The following is a 16,755-nucleotide window of genomic DNA, read 5'->3' as shown; positions in this document are numbered from 1 at the left end:
TCAAGCCATTTGACCATTTAAAACTTACTCCTCCAGGTCCGGCAGGGTGCCGCTGATTTCGCGCTCGGCGGGCTCCAGCACCCGGAGCTGCACCAGCTCCACGGCGCGGCGGGAGCGGTTGAGGATGCGGAACTCGTAGTTCTCGAACACGGCCACGTCGCCGATTTCGGGGATGGAGCCATAAATGACGTTGACCAGCCCGCCCACGGTTTCGTAGTCGTCGCCCTCGGGCAGAGCGTAGGGCAGAAACTCGTTGGCGTCGTTGATGGCGGTGGAAGCGGCCACCCGGTACTCCTGCTCCGACACCTTCTCCACCACCGGCACCTCGTTGTCGTACTCGTCCTGGATTTCGCCCACCAGCTCCTCCATGATGTCCTCGATGGTGACGATGCCCGACACGCCGCCGAACTCGTCCGACACGATGGCCATGTGCAGGTGCTTGCGCTGAAACTGGCGCAGCAGACGGTTGATCTTCTTGGTTTCGGGCACGAAGAAGGCCGGGCGCATGATCTGCGCAATGTTGATCGGGTCGCCGCGGCGGATGAGGGCAAACAGGTCCTTCACGTAGAGGATGCCCACGATGTTGTCGATGTTGTCCTCGTAGACGGGAATGCGCGAGAAGCCCTCGTTGAAGGCCGCCTCCACAATTTCGTCTTCGGTGCAGCTCACGTCGATGGCCGAAATCCGGGTGCGCGGCACCATGATCTGCTTTACCATCCGGTCGTTGAACAGGAACACGTTCTCAATCAGCTCGTGCTGCGACTCCTGAATCTCGCCGCTCTGCTTGCTCTGGTCGATGAGCAGGCGCAATTCCTCCGCCGTGTGCACCTCGTGCTCCGAAGCCGGCTGAATGCCCACCAGCCGCAGAATGGCGTTGCTGAGCTTGTTCATCACCCAGATGATGGGGAACGTGAGGTAGTAGAAGCCCTGCAACGGGGCCGCCACCACCATGCTCACCGCCTCCGAGCGTTGGATGGCCAACGATTTGGGCACCAGCTCGCCCAGCACGATGTGCAGCAGCGTAATCAGGCCGAAGGACACCGGCACCGAAATGCTGTGGGCCGCGGCCGGCGCCATGTTGTAGCCCAGGCCGTGAATTACGGCCAGCACGATTTCGGCCACCACTTCTTCGCCCACCCAGCCCAGCGCCAGCGAAGCCAGCGTAATGCCCAGCTGCGTGGCCGATAAGTAAGCGTCGAGGTGGTGAATCAGGCCCAGCGTCAGCTTGGCGAAGCGGTTGCCCTCCTGCGCCTTGAGCTCGATTTGGGAGGCCCGAACCTTAACTAAAGCAAATTCGGCGGCGACAAAAAAACCGTTCGCCACGACCAACAGAAGCGTCCAAAGGATGTTTAAGCCCATATAGTCAGCGACGGCCGGCACCCGCGGATCCGCGCTGTATGCTACAAAAGTACGACAATCCGCCTAAGCGGTTCTGGCCGAGTTGGCCGGGCGGCGGATGCAACGCTTCGCGTACCTTTGTTTCTTCTGCGGAAAGCCCCACACTTCTATGTTCCTGCGAATCATCCTGTGGCTGAGCCTGGCGTTGCCGCTGGCCGCCGCCTGCCCGGCCACAGCCCAGATTTTGGTGCCCACCAAGCTGAGCACCACCGTCAGCCCTGCTACTGCCAAAGTGGGCGACGAGGTCGACCTCATCGTCAACGCCCGCATCGACCCGACCTGGCACCTCTACGCCACCGATTTCGACCCCGACCTGGGGCCGACGGTCTTCGCCTTTAACTGGACCAAGAGCCCGGCCTACGAGCTGGTGGGCAAGCCCAAGTCTGTCGGCACGAAGAAGAAGTACGACACCGTCTTCAAGGGCGACGTGACCTACTTCGAGACGACCGGGCAGATCCGGCAGCGCGTGAAGCTGCTGCAGCCCGGCACGCTCACCATCCGGGCCGCCGTGGAGTACCAGAGCTGCACCGACACCGACGGCCGCTGCATCCCCGGCGACGAAACCCTGAGCTTCGGCCCGCTGACGGTAACCGGCGCCGCCGCTGCCCCGGCCACCACGCCCGCCGTCCCCGCTACATCGGCCAAAGCCCCCGTCACGGCCGCTACGCCGACTACGGCTGCTGCTCCGCCGGCCGCGGCGCCCACGACGGCGCCGGCCACCCAGCCCGCTGCTGCTCCTGCCGAAACCACCGCCGTAGCCGCCGCCCCGGCGGTACTGCCCGCCGATACCGCCCCCGAAGCCACCGCTGCAGTGGCCCCGACGGAGCCGGCCGCGGCTGCCGGAGCCGCCCCGGCCGTGGCCGCCAAGCCCGTCACGGCCGGTCTGGGCCTGTGGCAGTTTCTGCTGCTGGCCGTGGGCGCCGGGCTGGTAGCTGTGCTCATGCCTTGCGTGTACCCCATGCTGCCGATGACGGTGTCCCTGTTTTCGCAGGGCAGCCGCAGCCGGCAGGAAACGGTGCTGCGGGCCGTGGTCTACGGCCTGTCCATCGTGGGCATCTACACCGGCGCGGGCGTGGTGCTCAGCCTGCTGTTCGGGGCCGATACGGCCAACCTCATCAGCTCGCACTGGCTGCCCAACCTGCTGTCCTTCGTGATTTTCGTGGTGTTTGGCCTTTCGTTCCTCGGCTTGTTTGAAATCAATGCCCCGAGCGGGCTGGTAAACAAGGTCGACGCCAAGGCCGACAAGGGCGGTTGGTCGGGGCTGTTCTTCATGGCCGCCACGCTGGTGCTGGTGTCGTTTTCGTGCACGGTGCCCATTGTGGGCTCGGTAGCCATTGCGGCCGCCAACGGGGAGCTGCTGCGCCCCACGCTGGGCATGCTGGCCTTCTCCACGGCTTTTGCCCTGCCTTTCGTGCTGTTTGCGCTGTTCCCGACCCTGCTGAAGTCTATGCCCTCCTCGGGTGGCTGGCTGAACACGCTGAAGGTGGTACTGGGCTTCGTGGAGCTGGCCATGGCCTTCAAGTTCCTCAGCTCCGCCGACCTTTCCTACCACTGGGGCCTGCTGCCGCGGCCGCTGTTCCTGGTTATCTGGATTGTGCTGGCCGGCCTGCTGGGCTTCTACCTGCTGGGCAAGTTCCGCCTCTCCCACGACAGCGAAGCCGCCTACGTGAGCGTGCCGCGCCTGCTGCTGGCCGCCGCCGCTTTCTCGATGATGCTCTACATGGTGCCCGGCCTGTTCGGCGCCCCGCTCAACGCCCTGTCGGCCCTGGCCCCGCCGCCCAGCCGCCACGATTACGCCTGGACCAGCGGTGCCGCGGCCGCGCCCGCCGTGGCTACTGCCGGGGCCGCCACCTGCACCACGCCGCAGTTTGAGGGCCGCCTGGAGCTGCCGCTGAATTTGTCGGGCTACTTCACGCTGGAAGAGGCGCTGGCCTGCGCCCGGCAGAAAGGCAAGCCGGTGTTCGTGGATTTCACCGGCCACAACTGCGGCAACTGCCGCGTGATGGAGTCGACCGTGTGGAGTGACCCGCGGGTGCTGCAGCGCCTGCAGAACGACTTTGTCATCGTGGCCCTGTACGCCGACGACAAAACCGAGCTGCCCCAGGCCAAATGGTACACCTCCCCCCGCGACCAGCGCGTGAAACGCACCATCGGCGAGCAGAACCTGGACTTCCAGATCCGCGCCTTCGGCATGAACGCCCAGCCCTACTACGTCATCCTCGACCCGGCCAGCACCCCGGCCAAGCCCCTGCAGCTGACCCCGGCCGTGGCCTACGAGTCGGACATCGACAAGTTCATCCAGTTCCTCGACGCGGCCAAGACCAGCTACCAGCAGCAAAACCAGGCCGTGGCAGCGCACTAAGCGTCCCGCCTGCGTATTTTGCCCGACCCGTCTGCCCCCGCGGCAGGCGGGTCGGCTTGTTTTCCCCCACCGAAATTCCCCGCCATGAAACGCCTGCTACTCCTGCTGCTGCCCTTGTTGCTCGAAGCCGCCCCCGCCGCCCGGGCCCAGACTGCCCCCGCGCCGACTGCCGCCGCCGACCCCTCGCGCATCACCCTGGTCATTCACGGCGGGGCCGGCACCATCACGCGGCAGAACATGACGCCCGAGAAGGAGCGGGCCTACACCGAGGCGCTGAATCAAGCCCTGCAGGCCGGCTATACCGTGCTACAACGTGGCGGCACCGCCCTCGACGCCGTGGAGGCCACGGTGCGCGTGATGGAAGACTCGCCCCTGTTCAACGCCGGTAAGGGCGCCGTCTTCACCCACGACGGGCGCAACGAGCTGGACGCGGCCGTGATGGACGGACAGACGCTGAAAGCCGGCGCCGTAGCTGGCGTGACGGTGGTGCGCAACCCCATCAGCGCCGCCCGGGCCGTGATGGAGAAGTCGGAGCACGTGCTGCTGACGGGCACCGGAGCCGAGCAGTTTGCCCGCGAAAAAGGCTTGACCATCGTCGAGCCCGGCTACTTCTACACCGAAGCCCGCTACCAGCAGCTGCAGAAAGCCCTGGCCAGCGAAAAAGGCGCCGTGCCCGACCAGCTGAACACGCCCACCAAAACCACCCCAGCAGCCCCGGTACCTACCAAAACCAAGACGAAAACCAAAGCTGGTAAGCCCCAGGGCTACGCCGAGCCGCCCATCTTCACCGAGGGCCGTAAGTACGGCACCGTCGGCGCCGTAGCCCTCGACCAGTACGGCAACCTGGCCGCCGCCACCAGCACCGGCGGCATGACCAACAAGCGCTACGGCCGCGTGGGCGACGCGCCCATCATCGGGGCGGGCACCTACGCCGATAACCAGACCTGCGCCGTGTCGTGCACCGGCTGGGGCGAGTATTTTATCCGCGTCGGGGTGGCCCGCGACGTGGCTGCCCGCATGGAATACGGCCGCCAGCCCTTGGCCGCTGCCGCCCAGGCCACCCTCGACAAAGTGGCCCAATTAGGCGGCGACGGAGGGCTTATTGGGCTGGATCGGCAGGGCAACATTACTATGCCGTTTAACAGCGAAGGGATGTACCGGGGCTACATCAAGGCCAACGGGCAAACCGAGGTACTGATCTATAAATGAGGCAGCCAGCTGTTGGCAGGAGACGAAAAAACCGGCGGTTAATAAAAAAATTAGCCGCCGGCTATTGTCAAGGCCGGCGGCTAAAAGTGCCAAATTTAGCGTTTCGTGCAACAATTGGGCGGCTTCGTTGTCATTGATGAAATGCCAGCTTGCCAGCCCCGTCCAAATCTTTCGTTGCAGTCGTCTGTAAAATTGCCAACTTGCTGGCTAAAGAGCACAGAAAAGGCGGCACCCACCCAGATGCCGCCTCTAATGAAGGACACACCCACCCAGATGCGTCCCAGTTTTTCCCTCCTCACACGATCCACCCAAGTTGTAGATGAAGGAGTTGAACCTTCCCAGATTCTTCGCCCGGCTAGCGTGCCAGCGCCAAGAATTACTGTTGAACCGCCAGGCCCACCCAGGCACACGGCTATCTTCTACAAGATTCGCAACGCCGGCTGCGTTGTGTTGTGACAAATGTAACAGCTTTATTTAATTGGTAAAATATTTTCAGTGTTATTCTGAAATATTTACGTACTTTTTTCAAGCCGCTACTTCCTTTTGCAACTTTCTTAAGCAACGCCCCTTAAAATGTCTCGTAATTACGAACTTGACGACACTGACCGGAAAATCCTGTCCCTGCTGCTGGATGACGCCAAGATGCCTTACACCGAAATAGCCCGCCGCGTGCACGTATCGGGCGGCACGGTCCACGTCAGGATGGCGCGCCTGGAAGAGCTGGGTATCGTCAAGGGCGCTACGCTCAAAATCGACTACGCCAAGCTAGGCTACGGCGTCAACGCCTTTCTGGGCATCTACTTGCTTAAGAGCTCGGTGTACGGCAGCGTGGCCGAGCAGCTGCGCGACATTCCGGAAGTAGTGAGTATTCACTTTACCACCGGGGCCTACGGGGTTTTTGCACGGCTGGTGTGCCGCGACACCCAGCACTTGCGTGACGTGCTGCACGACCGGATTCAGCTCATCGAAGGCATTGAGCGCACCGAAACGCTCATTTCGCTGGAAGAAACCCTGAACCGCCCGATTCAGCTGATGTAAGCAGCGGCGGCAATCCGCAATAGACTAAGCGCCTCGACCCATCTGGGTTGGGGCGCTTTTTTTGTGCTTTAACAAGTCAGTTGTATATATTAAAATAAAAAGAAAGTATTTAACTGTATTTATTTTGGAGTCATTTTTATAGTATTATAATTACATAAAATTGTGTTATCGAGCTGCGCCACCCTCTTTAACACCCGCCGGGGCCCGCCAAGCCTGCCGAGCGTGCAAATCTCCCATCATCCCTGTTAAAGCCATGAATTCCACCATTGTTGTACTGAGCCGCTGCCGCTCGCGCTGGCGGCACTGGATCTGGTTTCTGCTGCTGACGCTGCTGGCGGGCAGTAGCCACGCCCAGGCAGTAGGCGACTACCGGTCGTTGGCCGGGGGCGTCGCCAACTTCGCCAACCGAAGCAGCTGGCAACGCTGGGACGGGAGCAACTGGGTCATCAATACCACCGCCCTGAACTACAGCAAGACCTTCACCGTGATGCACTCCAAAACCATTGCTGCGACGGGTATTGCCGCGACCATCGGGCGCATTGTGGTAGCCGAGGACCCCGCTACGGGGGGAGCCGGTACGCTTAACGTTAACGGCGAGGTGCATTGTACAGCGCTGGAAGTCGACGGCAACAACACGCAGGTGACTATTAAAAGCGACGATGCCGAATTCGGCAGCACCCATATCACCAGTAAAGGGCAGCTGACCTTGCTAAGCGACGCCCGCCTGGGCACCGTGACCGTGGATACCGACGCCCGGCTGCAGCTGCTGACCGGCGTGAGCAGTGCCACGATAGTGGGGCCCTCGACGGTGAGCAGCGGCGGCATACTTAGTGTAGCGGCCAACGGCCCCACCTTGCAGGAGCTGACCGTAGCCGCCGGCGGGCAGGCGCTTATCGGGGCGCAGGTGAAGCTGGTGAAAACGGTGGTAGACGCCGGCGGGGTGCTGGTGCAGCAGCCCAGCGGCCAGATTCAGGTGGTGCGCGACGCCTCCGCCAGCGGGGTCGACTTCGTAATGAACGGCCAGCTGCGCAACGAAAGCAACACGGCCAGCATGAGCCTGACGACCGGGGCCCAGGCGCGGATGCAGGCGGGCTCCGTTTACACGCACTCGGCCAACGGCGGCCTGCTGCCGGTGTGCACCTGGGACGCAGCTTCGACCCTGGAAATCAAAGGCGTAATAGATGCCTCGGGCTTTGCCAACGACAATCAGACCTTCGGTAACCTGGTGTGGGATACGCCGGACTACGGGACGTCCGGCACCGGCAGCAACGTATTTTACCTGAACGCAGCAGGCTCCATGCGCCTTGCCGGCAAGCTGACGGTACGCAACACGGGCCTGGGCCGCCTGCAGCTCACGCCGGCCAGCGGCTCGGGCAGCATCGTTACCGAGCTGGGTGAGTTTGAGCAGCAGGGCGGGCAGGTATGCGTGGCCCGCTTCGGCTCCACGCTGACGCGAACCGTGAAAGTCAACGGCGACTTTGTGCTGGGGAGTGGGCGGTTTGAGCTAAGCAACTCCTCGTCCTCCGGGGAAGGCGTGCTGAACGTGGATGGGAAACTGCGCCTCGACGGTGGCACGCTGCTGCTCAGCGGCGGCACGGCGGCCGGTACCCTCAACCTGAAGGGTGACCTGGCGCTGAATACCGGCAGTGACTTGCGCCGGGAGGTAACGGGCGGCACGGCTACCGTAAACTTTGCCGGCACTCAGGTGCAGTATTTTAGCCGGGCCAGCGGCACGACCATTACGGGCGTGGTCAACTTCGCAGTGCTGAGCGGGGCCGCCCTGGATGTGGGCAACCAGGTTATCGACGGCGACGGTGACTTCGTGCTGAATGCCGGCGCTACCCTGCTCATCGGGCACAACCAGGGCATTGCGGCCAAGACGCCCGTGGCCACGGCCAGCACCGGCAACGTGCAGGTAAAAGGGGGCCGCAGCTTCAGTACGGCCGCCGCCTATATCTACAACGGCAGCGCCACCCAGCAAACCGGCAACGGCCTGCCGGCCAACCTGGCCGCCGGCGCCACCCTGGGCCTCGACAACAGCAGCGGCGTGGTAACGCTGAGCCGGGCTACCTCGCTGGCCGGCCGGCTGCTGCTGCGCCGGGGCCGGCTGCAGACCACCACCAACGCCCTCACGCTGGCGCCCGCGGCCACCTGGGCCGAAGCCAGCGACGCCAGCTACGTCGACGGGCCGCTGCTACGCCAGACCAGCAGCGCCGCCCAGGTGTACACCTTTCCCATCGGCAGTGGGGGGCGGCTGAAAGTAGGCGGGCTGCGGCCCGGAGCAGCCACGGCCGCCACCTACCGCATGATGGCCTACGCCGCCACTGCGCCCACGCCCGACGCGCTGGCCCCCGGCAGCGGCCTGTACAACGTCAGCCGGCGCGAGTACTGGGAGGTGGCCCGTACCGTCGGCACGACGGATGCCACCGTGCGCCTGTACTACACCGTGCCCCACAGCGGCGTGCAGGAAACCCTGGAAGGCCGGCAGGCGCTGCGCGTGGCGGCGCTGCTGGGCGGGCAGTGGCAAAACTACGGGCAGGCTGCCCTGCCCAACACCACGGAGAAATACGTGGACGCCGGTCAGCCCCTAACCCTGACCACTGGCGCGCCCGTGGAGGTGACGCTGGGCTCAGCCACGCCCATCAATCCGCTGCCGATAACGCTGGTGCTGTTCAGGGCCAAGCTGGTAGGCAAGGACGTGCAGGTGACCTGGCGCACGGCCCAGGAAATCAACTGTGCGGGCTACGAAGTGCAGGCATCCGGCGACGGAACGAACTACGAGATATTGGATTATTACAATGGGCAGGGCAATTCCACGGTGGCTATTGACTACGCCCACCTCGATGCCGGGGCCTTCCGCAACGGGCAGCGGGTACGCTACTACCGCCTGCGCCAGCTCGACGTGGATGGCAAGTTCTTCTACTCGCCGGTGGTGGCGGTGGCCGCGCCCGGCAGTCCGGCCGGGGAGCTGGTCGTCTGGCCCGTGCCGGCTACTGATTGGCTTAATATCAACCTGAACACCAAACAACAAAACGAGCTGACCATCCGGGTAACCGACGCCCTTGGGCGCCTGTGCCGGGTGCAGCACTACCCCGCCGCGGAGGCGCCCGACGTCGTTCGGCTCCCCGTGGACCAATTGCACCGCGGACTTTACTTCGTGCAGGTGGAGACGAAGCAGAGTCGCGTGCAGGTGCGCTTCCAAAAAGAGTGAGGCGCCCGACGCCGGCCGTGGGTGGCGCCACGGCCGGCGTTAAATTTTGTAAAAAACCGGGGCAGTTGACTTCCTTTTTGCGCCGGTAGCGTATATTTCGGAAAGGCTTGTTTTTACTCCGACCCCTATGAAGGCTTGGCTGGCAGTTTTGCTGTTGGGCGGCACACCGGCTGCGGTGGCCCAGAGCCTGCCCGCCGTGTACCTGAACGAGCAGAACCAGCCGACCGTGCCCGACAGCGCCACGCATTACCGCGTGGTGGAGCAGCAGCTCGAAGCCGGCCTGCACCCCATGCGCGAGTTTGCCATGAACGGCACGCTGCTGCTGCGGGGCTTCCTGGCCAGCATCGACCCGCCGCGCCGCAGCGGCTTGTTTACCGGCTTTCACGCCAACGGCGCCAAGGCCAGTCAGGTACACTTTCAGGACGACGAGCCCGAGGGCCTGTACGTATCGTGGTACGAAGACGGCAGGGTGCAGCAGCGCGGCGAATATCACCACGGCGAGCGGGTGGGCCGCTGGCTGAGCGTGCATCCCAACGGGCAGCGCCGCTCCACCGGCAACTACCTGGCCGACCGCCCCACCGGCGAGTGGCACTACTACTATAGTTCCGGCCAGCCCGCCGCGGTGGAAACCACCCAGGCCGGTCAGCCCACCGCCCTGACGCTGTACAACGAAGACGGCAGCCGCTACGAGGGCTTACCGCTGCGGCGCCAGGCCCCCGAGTTTCCGGGTGGGGAGGCAGCGTTGCTGGAATACCTGGCCCGGCATACCAACTACCCGCGCGAGGCCCGGCGCAAGGGCATTACCGGCAAGGTGTACGTGAGCTACACCGTGGGCGAAGACGGCCGGGTAGGGCAGGTGCGCGTGCTGCGCGGCCTCTCACCCGACGCCGACAACGAGGCCAAGCGCGTGGTGGCCAGCCTGCCCCGCTTCCGTCCCGGCCGCGAGTACAACGTGCCCACCAGCTTCACCTATACCGTCCCGATTTACTTCGCGCCGCAGTTCAGCCTGTTTGGTGGCCCCAAGCCGCCGCCCACGCCGCCGGTAGAGGCCCGCGCCAACTGGTAGAGCCGCCGGAGTTGAACAGACGAGCCGGGCTTTCAACAACAAAGCCCCGCCACCTGTATTCAGGCGGCGGGGCTTTTGCATGAACGGCGCGCAGCCGTCGGGATTTAGGCGGTTACCTGGGCGTCAAGCTTCTGGGCCAGTACGTGCTTGGGCACGGCACCAACCTGCTTGTCAACCACTTGGCCGTTCTTGAACACCAGCAGCGTGGGGATGCTGCGGATGCCGAACTTCATGGACGTCTGCGGGTTAGCGTCCACGTCAACTTTGCCGATAACAGCTTTGCCTTCGTATTCGCCGGCCAGCTCTTCTACTACCGGGCCTACCATGCGGCACGGACCGCACCATTCGGCCCAGAAGTCCACCAGCACGGGCTTATCCGAGTTGATGATTTCGTCGAAGTTGGCGTCGGTGATTTCAATGGCTTTGTGTCCCATTGTCGTAGTCAATTGTTAAGGAGTGGGTGTCAGTGTTGAGTAAGCTGCTTACGCAGATTGGGCGCGCAAGGTAGCAGATTGGATGTCAAACATGCGGCCCGCTGGAAAGTTCAAATATCCGGGTTTGGCTATGTGGTTCCCGATAGCACCAAAGAAAAAGAACGTCATTCCGAGCTTGTCGAGGAATCTCGCGTGCTGACTTCCGAGAGTAATTTCTTCGTCCGACGAGGAATGTACTATCTGGCATCAGCACGCGAGATTCCTCGACAAGCTCGGAATGACGTTCTTTAGTTCGTCATTTTGATGACTCTAAATCAGCTGGCAGGCGTCAATTTCCATCTCGCGCATCTTGAAAATGAACGACTTGGGCTCGATGCGGTACTTGCGCGAGTAGGTATCTACCGTCAGGTGCTCGTGGGGCTCGGCGAACTTGATTTCCAGCTTTTTCGAGCCGGCGCACTCCTCCACGGCGGCCATGAAGCGGTCCATGAACGGCTCGGTGATGGTGCGCAGGTCAAGCTGCACGCGCACGCCACCGGCCAGCTTCTCGGCCACGTTGATCAGCGGCTCCATGGTCATGACCTTGAACTCGAACTGGTCGGAGTCGCGGAAGCGGGGGGCGTACTTGCCGCGGATGAACATGGGCGGCACCTGCTCCTTATCGTAGTTGCGCGGGTTGATCAGGGCCGAAAAGCGGGTGTAATCATCGCGGAACAAGGCCAGGTTCAGCGAGGAGTCGTAGTCTTCGATGTTGAACGAGACGAAGGGCTGCCCGGTCTTGGTGGTCTTGAACATCACGTTGGAAATCAGCCCGGCCACGTTGATGTCGCGGTTTTTGTACGTCTCGATTTTGTCGAGCGCGCAGGTGCAGTACGAGTCGATTTCCAGCTTGAAGTCGTCCAAGGGGTGGCCCGAGAGGTAGAAACCCACCACGTCTTTTTCGCGGCGTAGCTGCTCGGTGGCGGGCCAGGGCTCCATGTCGGGCACTTTGGGCAGGGGCATAGCCACGGCCCCAAAGGCCCCGCCGCCAAACAAACTCTGCTGGGCCGAGTCCTTGTCGGCCTGGTGCTGCTGGCCGAGCTTCACGGCCTTGTCGATGAGGTTCTGGTCGCCGCTGGGGGCTTCCACGAACTGCCGGCGGTGGTAGCGCTCAAACGAGTCGAAGGCGCCGGACAGGGCCAGGCTTTCGAAGGTCTTCTTGTTGACGGCGCGCAGGTTCACGCGCTTGGCGAAGTCGAAAATATCGGTGTACGGGCCCTTTTTCTCGCGCTCGGCCACGATGTTCTCGATAGCGGCTTCGCCGGCGCCCTTCACGGCAGCCATGCCGAAACGAATCTGGCCCTTCTCGTTCACGTTGAACTTGAGCACCGATTCGTTCACGTCCGGCCCGAGCACCTGCACGCCCTGCCGGCGCGCCTCCTCGATGAAGAAGGTCACCTTTTTGATGTCCGACATGTTGTTGGTCAGCACGGCGGCCATGTACTCGGCGGGGTAGTTGGCCTTGAGGTAGCCCGTCTGGTAAGCCACCACCGAGTAGGCGGCGGAGTGGGAGCGGTTGAAGCCGTAGGCCGCAAACTTCTCCATCACGTCGAAGACCTCGTTGGCCTTCTTTTCCTTGATGCCGTGCAGCTCCAGGGCGCCTTTGCAGAATTTCTCCCGCTCCAGCGCCATCTTCTTCATGTCCTTCTTACCCATGGCGCGGCGCAGCAGGTCGGCGCCGCCGAGGGAATAGCCGGCCAGTATCTGGGCCGTCTGCATGATCTGCTCCTGGTACACCATGATGCCCTGAGAGTAGTTCAGGATGGGCTCCAGCAGCTCGTGCGGGTAGTCGATTTCCTCGCGCCCGTGCTTGCGGTTGATGAAGTTCGGGATGAACTGCATCGGGCCCGGACGGTAGAGGGCGTTCATGGCAATCAGGTCCTCAATGTTGGTGGGCTTGAGGTCCTTGAGGTACATGCGCATGCCCTCGGATTCGAACTGGAACGTGCCGATGGTGTCGCCGCGCTGGTACAGCTCGTAGGTCTTGGGGTCGTCGAGCGGAATGTCGTCGATGTTGATGTCGACGCCGTGGTTTTTCTTGATGAGCGTCAGCGCGTCCACGATAATCGTGAGCGTCTTCAGCCCCAGAAAGTCCATCTTCAGCATCCCCGCCGACTCGATGACCTTGCCGTCGAACTGCGTGACCAGCAGATCCGAGTCCTTAGAGGTCGATACCGGGATGTACTTCGTAATGTCGTCGGGGGCGATGATGACGCCGGCGGCGTGGATGCCGGTGTTGCGCACCGAACCTTCCAGCTTGTGGGCCAGCCGCAGAATCTGCCCGCGCAGGTTGTCGGGCGCCTCGTCGCGCAGGATGTAGTCCAGCTCCGGGTTTTCGGCGAAGGCGTCGTTCAGGGTGGTGCCGGGCTTTTCGGGCACCATCTTGGTCAGCTCGTTGGTGGCGGGCAGGGGCAGCTCCATAGCCCGCGCCACGTCCTTGATGCTGGACTTGGCCGCCATCGTACCGAAGGTGATGATCTGGGCCACCTGGGTCTTGCCGTACTTGTCCACCACGTAGTCGATGACGCGCTGGCGGTTCACGTCGTCGAAGTCAATGTCGATATCGGGCATCGACACGCGCTCCGGGTTCAGAAAACGCTCGAACAGCAGGCTGTACTTGATGGGGTCGATGTTGGTGATGCCCACGCAGTAGGCCACCGCCGAGCCGGCCGCCGAGCCGCGGCCCGGGCCCACGGCCACGCCCATGTCGCGGCCCTTGTTGATAAAGTCCTGCACGATGAGGAAGTAGCCGGCGAAGCCCATCGTCTGGATGATGCGCAGCTCGTATTCCAGTCGTTCCTCGATTTCGGGCGTGCGCTCGGAGTAGCGCGGCGGCTTGGTCATCGTCACGATGCCCTTGCCCGCACTCGGGCCGAACGCGCCCACGTAGGTCAGCTCGCGCAGGAACTCGTCGGCGTTGGCAAAGCCGGCCGGCAGCGGGAAGTTGGGGAGCAGGATGTCGCGCGCCAGCTTGGGCGGCGTGATTTTGTCAACGATTTCGTTGGTGTTATCCAGGCTTTCGGGCACGTCGGCGAACAGGTTCGCCATTTCCGCCTGGGTCTTGAAGTAGAACTGGTCGTTGGGGAAGCCGAAGCGCGACTTGGGCTTGGGCATCTGCAGCTCCTCGTCGATGCGCATGAGCTGGCGGCGCACGGCGTCGTCGCGGCCGGCCAGGGGGCGCAGGTTGTCGAGGTGGTCGTATAGCACCTCGTTCTGACCCGAAATCAGACGGAAGTACTTGGTCTGGAAGTCACCGACCGGGATGCTGTGCTCCTCGCCGGTGTTCACGCACAAGAGCAAATCGTGCGGGGCGAAGTCCTGCTGATCGACGTAGTGCGAGTCGTTGGTGGCAATGACCTTGACGTTATACTTCTGCGCCCACTTGAGCAGCGTCTGGTTCAGGTCCTCCTGGCTCTTGCCCGTGTTGTCGATGTTCTCGATGCCGTGGCGCTGGATTTCGATGTAGTAGTCCTCGCCAAACAAGTCCAGCCACCAGCGCAGCAGCTTTTCCGCCTCTTCCTCCGATTTCCACAGCAAAGCCTGCGGAATCTCAGCCCCGATGCAGCAGGAGGTAGCAATCAGGCCCTCGTGGTACTGCAGCAGCAGCTCCTTATCGATGCGCGGGTACTTGGAGTACGTGCCCTCGATAAAGCTCATGGAGCAGAGCTTGGCCAGGTTCTGATAGCCGGCCTGGTCCTTGGCCAGCAGCAGCTGGTGGAAGCGGTTGTCCCGCTCGCCCTTTTCCCGGCTGAAGGTTTTCTTGTGCCGGTCCTCCACCAAATAGAACTCGCAGCCGACAATGGGCTTGACGTTGTACTTGTTGGCCTCGGCCACGAAGTTGAACGCCCCGAACATGTTCCCGTGGTCGGTGAGGGCCACGGCGGGCATGCCGTCCTTCTGGGCCTTTTTCATCAGCGCGCTGATGCTGGCCTGGCCGTCGAGCAGGGAATATTGGGTGTGGCAGTGCAGGTGCGAGAACGTGGGCATGGGCAAGCGGGTCCGGCGGCATTAGGCCACCAAACCAAAAGTAAAGTTACCGCCGCTAGCGGGGAAAGGAAACGTTGCGGCGGCGGGAGTTTTTGCGTATCAGAGTAACAAAAAAGGACGGCCTTTGGAGCCGTCCTTTCTACTCTGTAACCCGGGTGTCATTCGACGACCACGCGGCGCGACACTGGCAACTGGCCCGGCACCTGTACTTTGAGCAGGTACACCCCACTGGCCAACCCCGCGGAACTGATGCTGGTGCGCTGGCCGCTGAAGGTCTGAGCCCGTACTGCCTGCCCGAGCCCGTTCAGCAGGAAGTAGGATGCCGTGGGAGCGGCGGCGGCCAGGGTCAACTGTAGCGCATTGCCCGGCCCGAGCGGGTTGGGCCAGAGCTGGAACGAGGCGGCAGAAGCATCTAGGGTGCTGGTGGGGGCCGCCGTGCCGTTCAGGCGGACGCTGAGCTGGTTGGAGCTTTGGCCATAGTTGCCAAACACCAGGTCGAGGGCCCCGTCGTTGTTCATATCGACCAGTGCGAGGGACTGTGCGCTGCGCTGACCGACGCTGAGCGTGGAGGCGACGCTAAAGGAGCCAGTGCCGTTGTTGCGACTGATGCCGACGTTGCCACCCGGAGCCGTGGCCAAAATATCCAGGTCGCCGTCGTTGTCTACGTCGCCGAGGGCTACTTCCGTGGCGTAGGGCACGGCCAGCAGTTGGGTGGCGGGGGCAAACGCGGCATTGCCGTTGTTGAGCCGCACGTAAATAACCCCGTTGTAGTCGAAGGGCGGAATGATGACATCCAGGTCTCCGTCGCCGTCGATATCCCCGACGGCAATGGTGCCGGTGTAGCTGGTTTCAGCCACATCGGGGACAGCAGTGAAAGTGGCTGCTGACCCGTTGTTCAGGCGGATGCTGAGGCCACGGCTGGTGGCAGCCAGTACATCCAGGTCACCGTCGTTGTCCAGGTCGTGAAGCTGCAGGCGCCGCGCATCACTGGGAAGCGTGATGATGACGTTGCCAGCAAACGAGCCGCTGCCGTCGTTGAAAAGCACTTCGGCCTGAGGTGTCCCGCCCCGCTGCATAACGATATCCTGGTCGCCGTCGCTATCCATATCACCCAGGGCCACGGCCGGAATACCTGAGCCGTTGGTGGAGCTGATGATGTCGGCAGGGCCCGTGAAAGTGCCGTTGTTGTTACGGAGCAGAAAAATCCGGGTGGCTACGGCCGTATTGCGCGTGGCCAGCAAGTCCAAGTCCCCGTCGTTGTCGATGTCGCCAAGCAGAGCCACGTTGACGGAGTTAGAGCCGGTGCTCAAGCTGCGCTGGGTCAAGGCGCCGGTACCGTCGTTGAGCAACAGGTCGAGGGCGGTGCCATTGGTCGGCACCACCGCGTCCAGGTCCCCGTCGCCGTCGATGTCCCCCGTAACCATCGAGGTTTGCGACACAGGCGTGTCACTGCCGCCGCCAAACACGCCCGTACCAGCGCCCGTGGCGGCGGTAAACTGCCAGAGGTATTTCACGCTGCCATCGGTCACGACGGCTGTCAGCTGCTCACCCGGCTTGAAACCGGTGGCCGGGGTGAAGACGACGGTGTTGCCGGCAATGGTAGCGGTGCCAGCTTTTCGGCCGCCGGCTTGTTGGCTGAAGACCGTCAGCACAGCACCGGCCGACAGCGCCCGCGGCAGCGTAGCTGAAACCGTTGCCGAGCGGGGCACTGCTAAGGCGTTGCGCACCGGCAGCAGGCTGGTTGGCGCCTGGGCCGCGGCCATTTCGGCGAATAAGGAGGTCCAGGCCGTGGCAGCGGTGAGTAGTAGAACTGCTTTCATGTCGAAGATTGAAGAAATAATCGAAACTGAACTGCCCAGCCGGGCTAATATTTCGTTGAGAAGATACCTGTTATAACAGGTAAAGTTGTGCTATTAAGGACTTTAATCTGCTTTTGTCCAGGGCCAAGCTTTGGAGCCCAGAGAAGGGCAGACGGAATTAGCTTGCTGGGCCACGAACCTGATCGGCAATG

9 protein-coding genes are annotated in these 16,755 nt (G+C 62.7%); 5 read left to right on the top strand and 4 right to left on the bottom strand.

Features of this window, described 5'->3' with window-relative positions; all coding sequences use genetic code 11:
* Positions 1–24 precede the first annotated feature (24 nt).
* A complete protein-coding gene (locus EJV47_RS11665) occupies positions 25–1,359 on the bottom strand; it encodes a hemolysin family protein (protein ID WP_126693325.1) in 1,335 nt (444 codons plus the stop codon).
* Positions 1,360–1,507: 148 nt separating this feature from the next.
* Between EJV47_RS11665 and EJV47_RS11660 the strand changes: the two genes are divergently transcribed.
* From EJV47_RS11660 to EJV47_RS11640, 5 genes are all read left to right on the top strand, one after another.
* Positions 1,508–3,760 (top strand): protein-disulfide reductase DsbD family protein, encoded by a 2,253-nt coding sequence (locus EJV47_RS11660; protein WP_126693324.1) that lies wholly within the window; start codon positions 1,508–1,510, stop codon positions 3,758–3,760.
* Positions 3,761–3,844: 84 nt separating this feature from the next.
* Positions 3,845–4,969 carry an isoaspartyl peptidase/L-asparaginase family protein gene (locus EJV47_RS11655; protein ID WP_126693323.1) on the top strand — a complete coding sequence of 375 codons (1,125 nt, stop codon included), beginning with the start codon at positions 3,845–3,847 and terminating at the stop codon, positions 4,967–4,969.
* A 573-nt stretch (positions 4,970–5,542) separates the two neighbouring features.
* Positions 5,543–6,007 carry an Lrp/AsnC ligand binding domain-containing protein gene (locus EJV47_RS11650; RefSeq protein WP_126693322.1) on the top strand — a complete coding sequence of 155 codons (465 nt, stop codon included), beginning with the start codon at positions 5,543–5,545 and terminating at the stop codon, positions 6,005–6,007.
* A 253-nt stretch (positions 6,008–6,260) separates the two neighbouring features.
* Positions 6,261–9,218: a T9SS type A sorting domain-containing protein gene (locus EJV47_RS11645; RefSeq protein ID WP_126693321.1), complete on the top strand. Its 2,958-nt coding sequence runs from the start codon at positions 6,261–6,263 to the stop codon at positions 9,216–9,218.
* A 127-nt stretch (positions 9,219–9,345) separates the two neighbouring features.
* Positions 9,346–10,284 (top strand): energy transducer TonB, encoded by a 939-nt coding sequence (locus tag EJV47_RS11640; protein ID WP_126693320.1) that lies wholly within the window; start codon positions 9,346–9,348, stop codon positions 10,282–10,284.
* Between the two features lie 104 nt (positions 10,285–10,388).
* Here EJV47_RS11640 and trxA read toward each other — a convergent pair whose 3' ends face one another.
* From trxA to EJV47_RS11625, 3 genes are all read right to left on the bottom strand, one after another.
* Entirely contained in the window at positions 10,389–10,718 is a 330-nt protein-coding gene (gene trxA, locus EJV47_RS11635; RefSeq protein ID WP_111478462.1) for a thioredoxin, read from the bottom strand.
* 309 nt (positions 10,719–11,027) lie between these two features.
* Complete coding sequence (gene dnaE, locus EJV47_RS11630; protein WP_126693319.1) at positions 11,028–14,744, bottom strand: DNA polymerase III subunit alpha; 3,717 nt, start codon at positions 14,742–14,744, stop codon at positions 11,028–11,030.
* 158 nt (positions 14,745–14,902) lie between these two features.
* Complete coding sequence (locus tag EJV47_RS11625) at positions 14,903–16,564, bottom strand: FG-GAP-like repeat-containing protein (protein WP_126693318.1); 1,662 nt, start codon at positions 16,562–16,564, stop codon at positions 14,903–14,905.
* Between the last annotated feature and the right edge of the window lie 191 nt (positions 16,565–16,755).

It is taken from the genome of Hymenobacter gummosus (assembly GCF_003970915.1).
Lineage (GTDB): Bacteria > Bacteroidota > Bacteroidia > Cytophagales > Hymenobacteraceae > Solirubrum > Solirubrum gummosum.
Note: the sequence above shows the minus strand (reverse complement) of the source record. Positions and strands in the feature narration are given on the sequence as shown.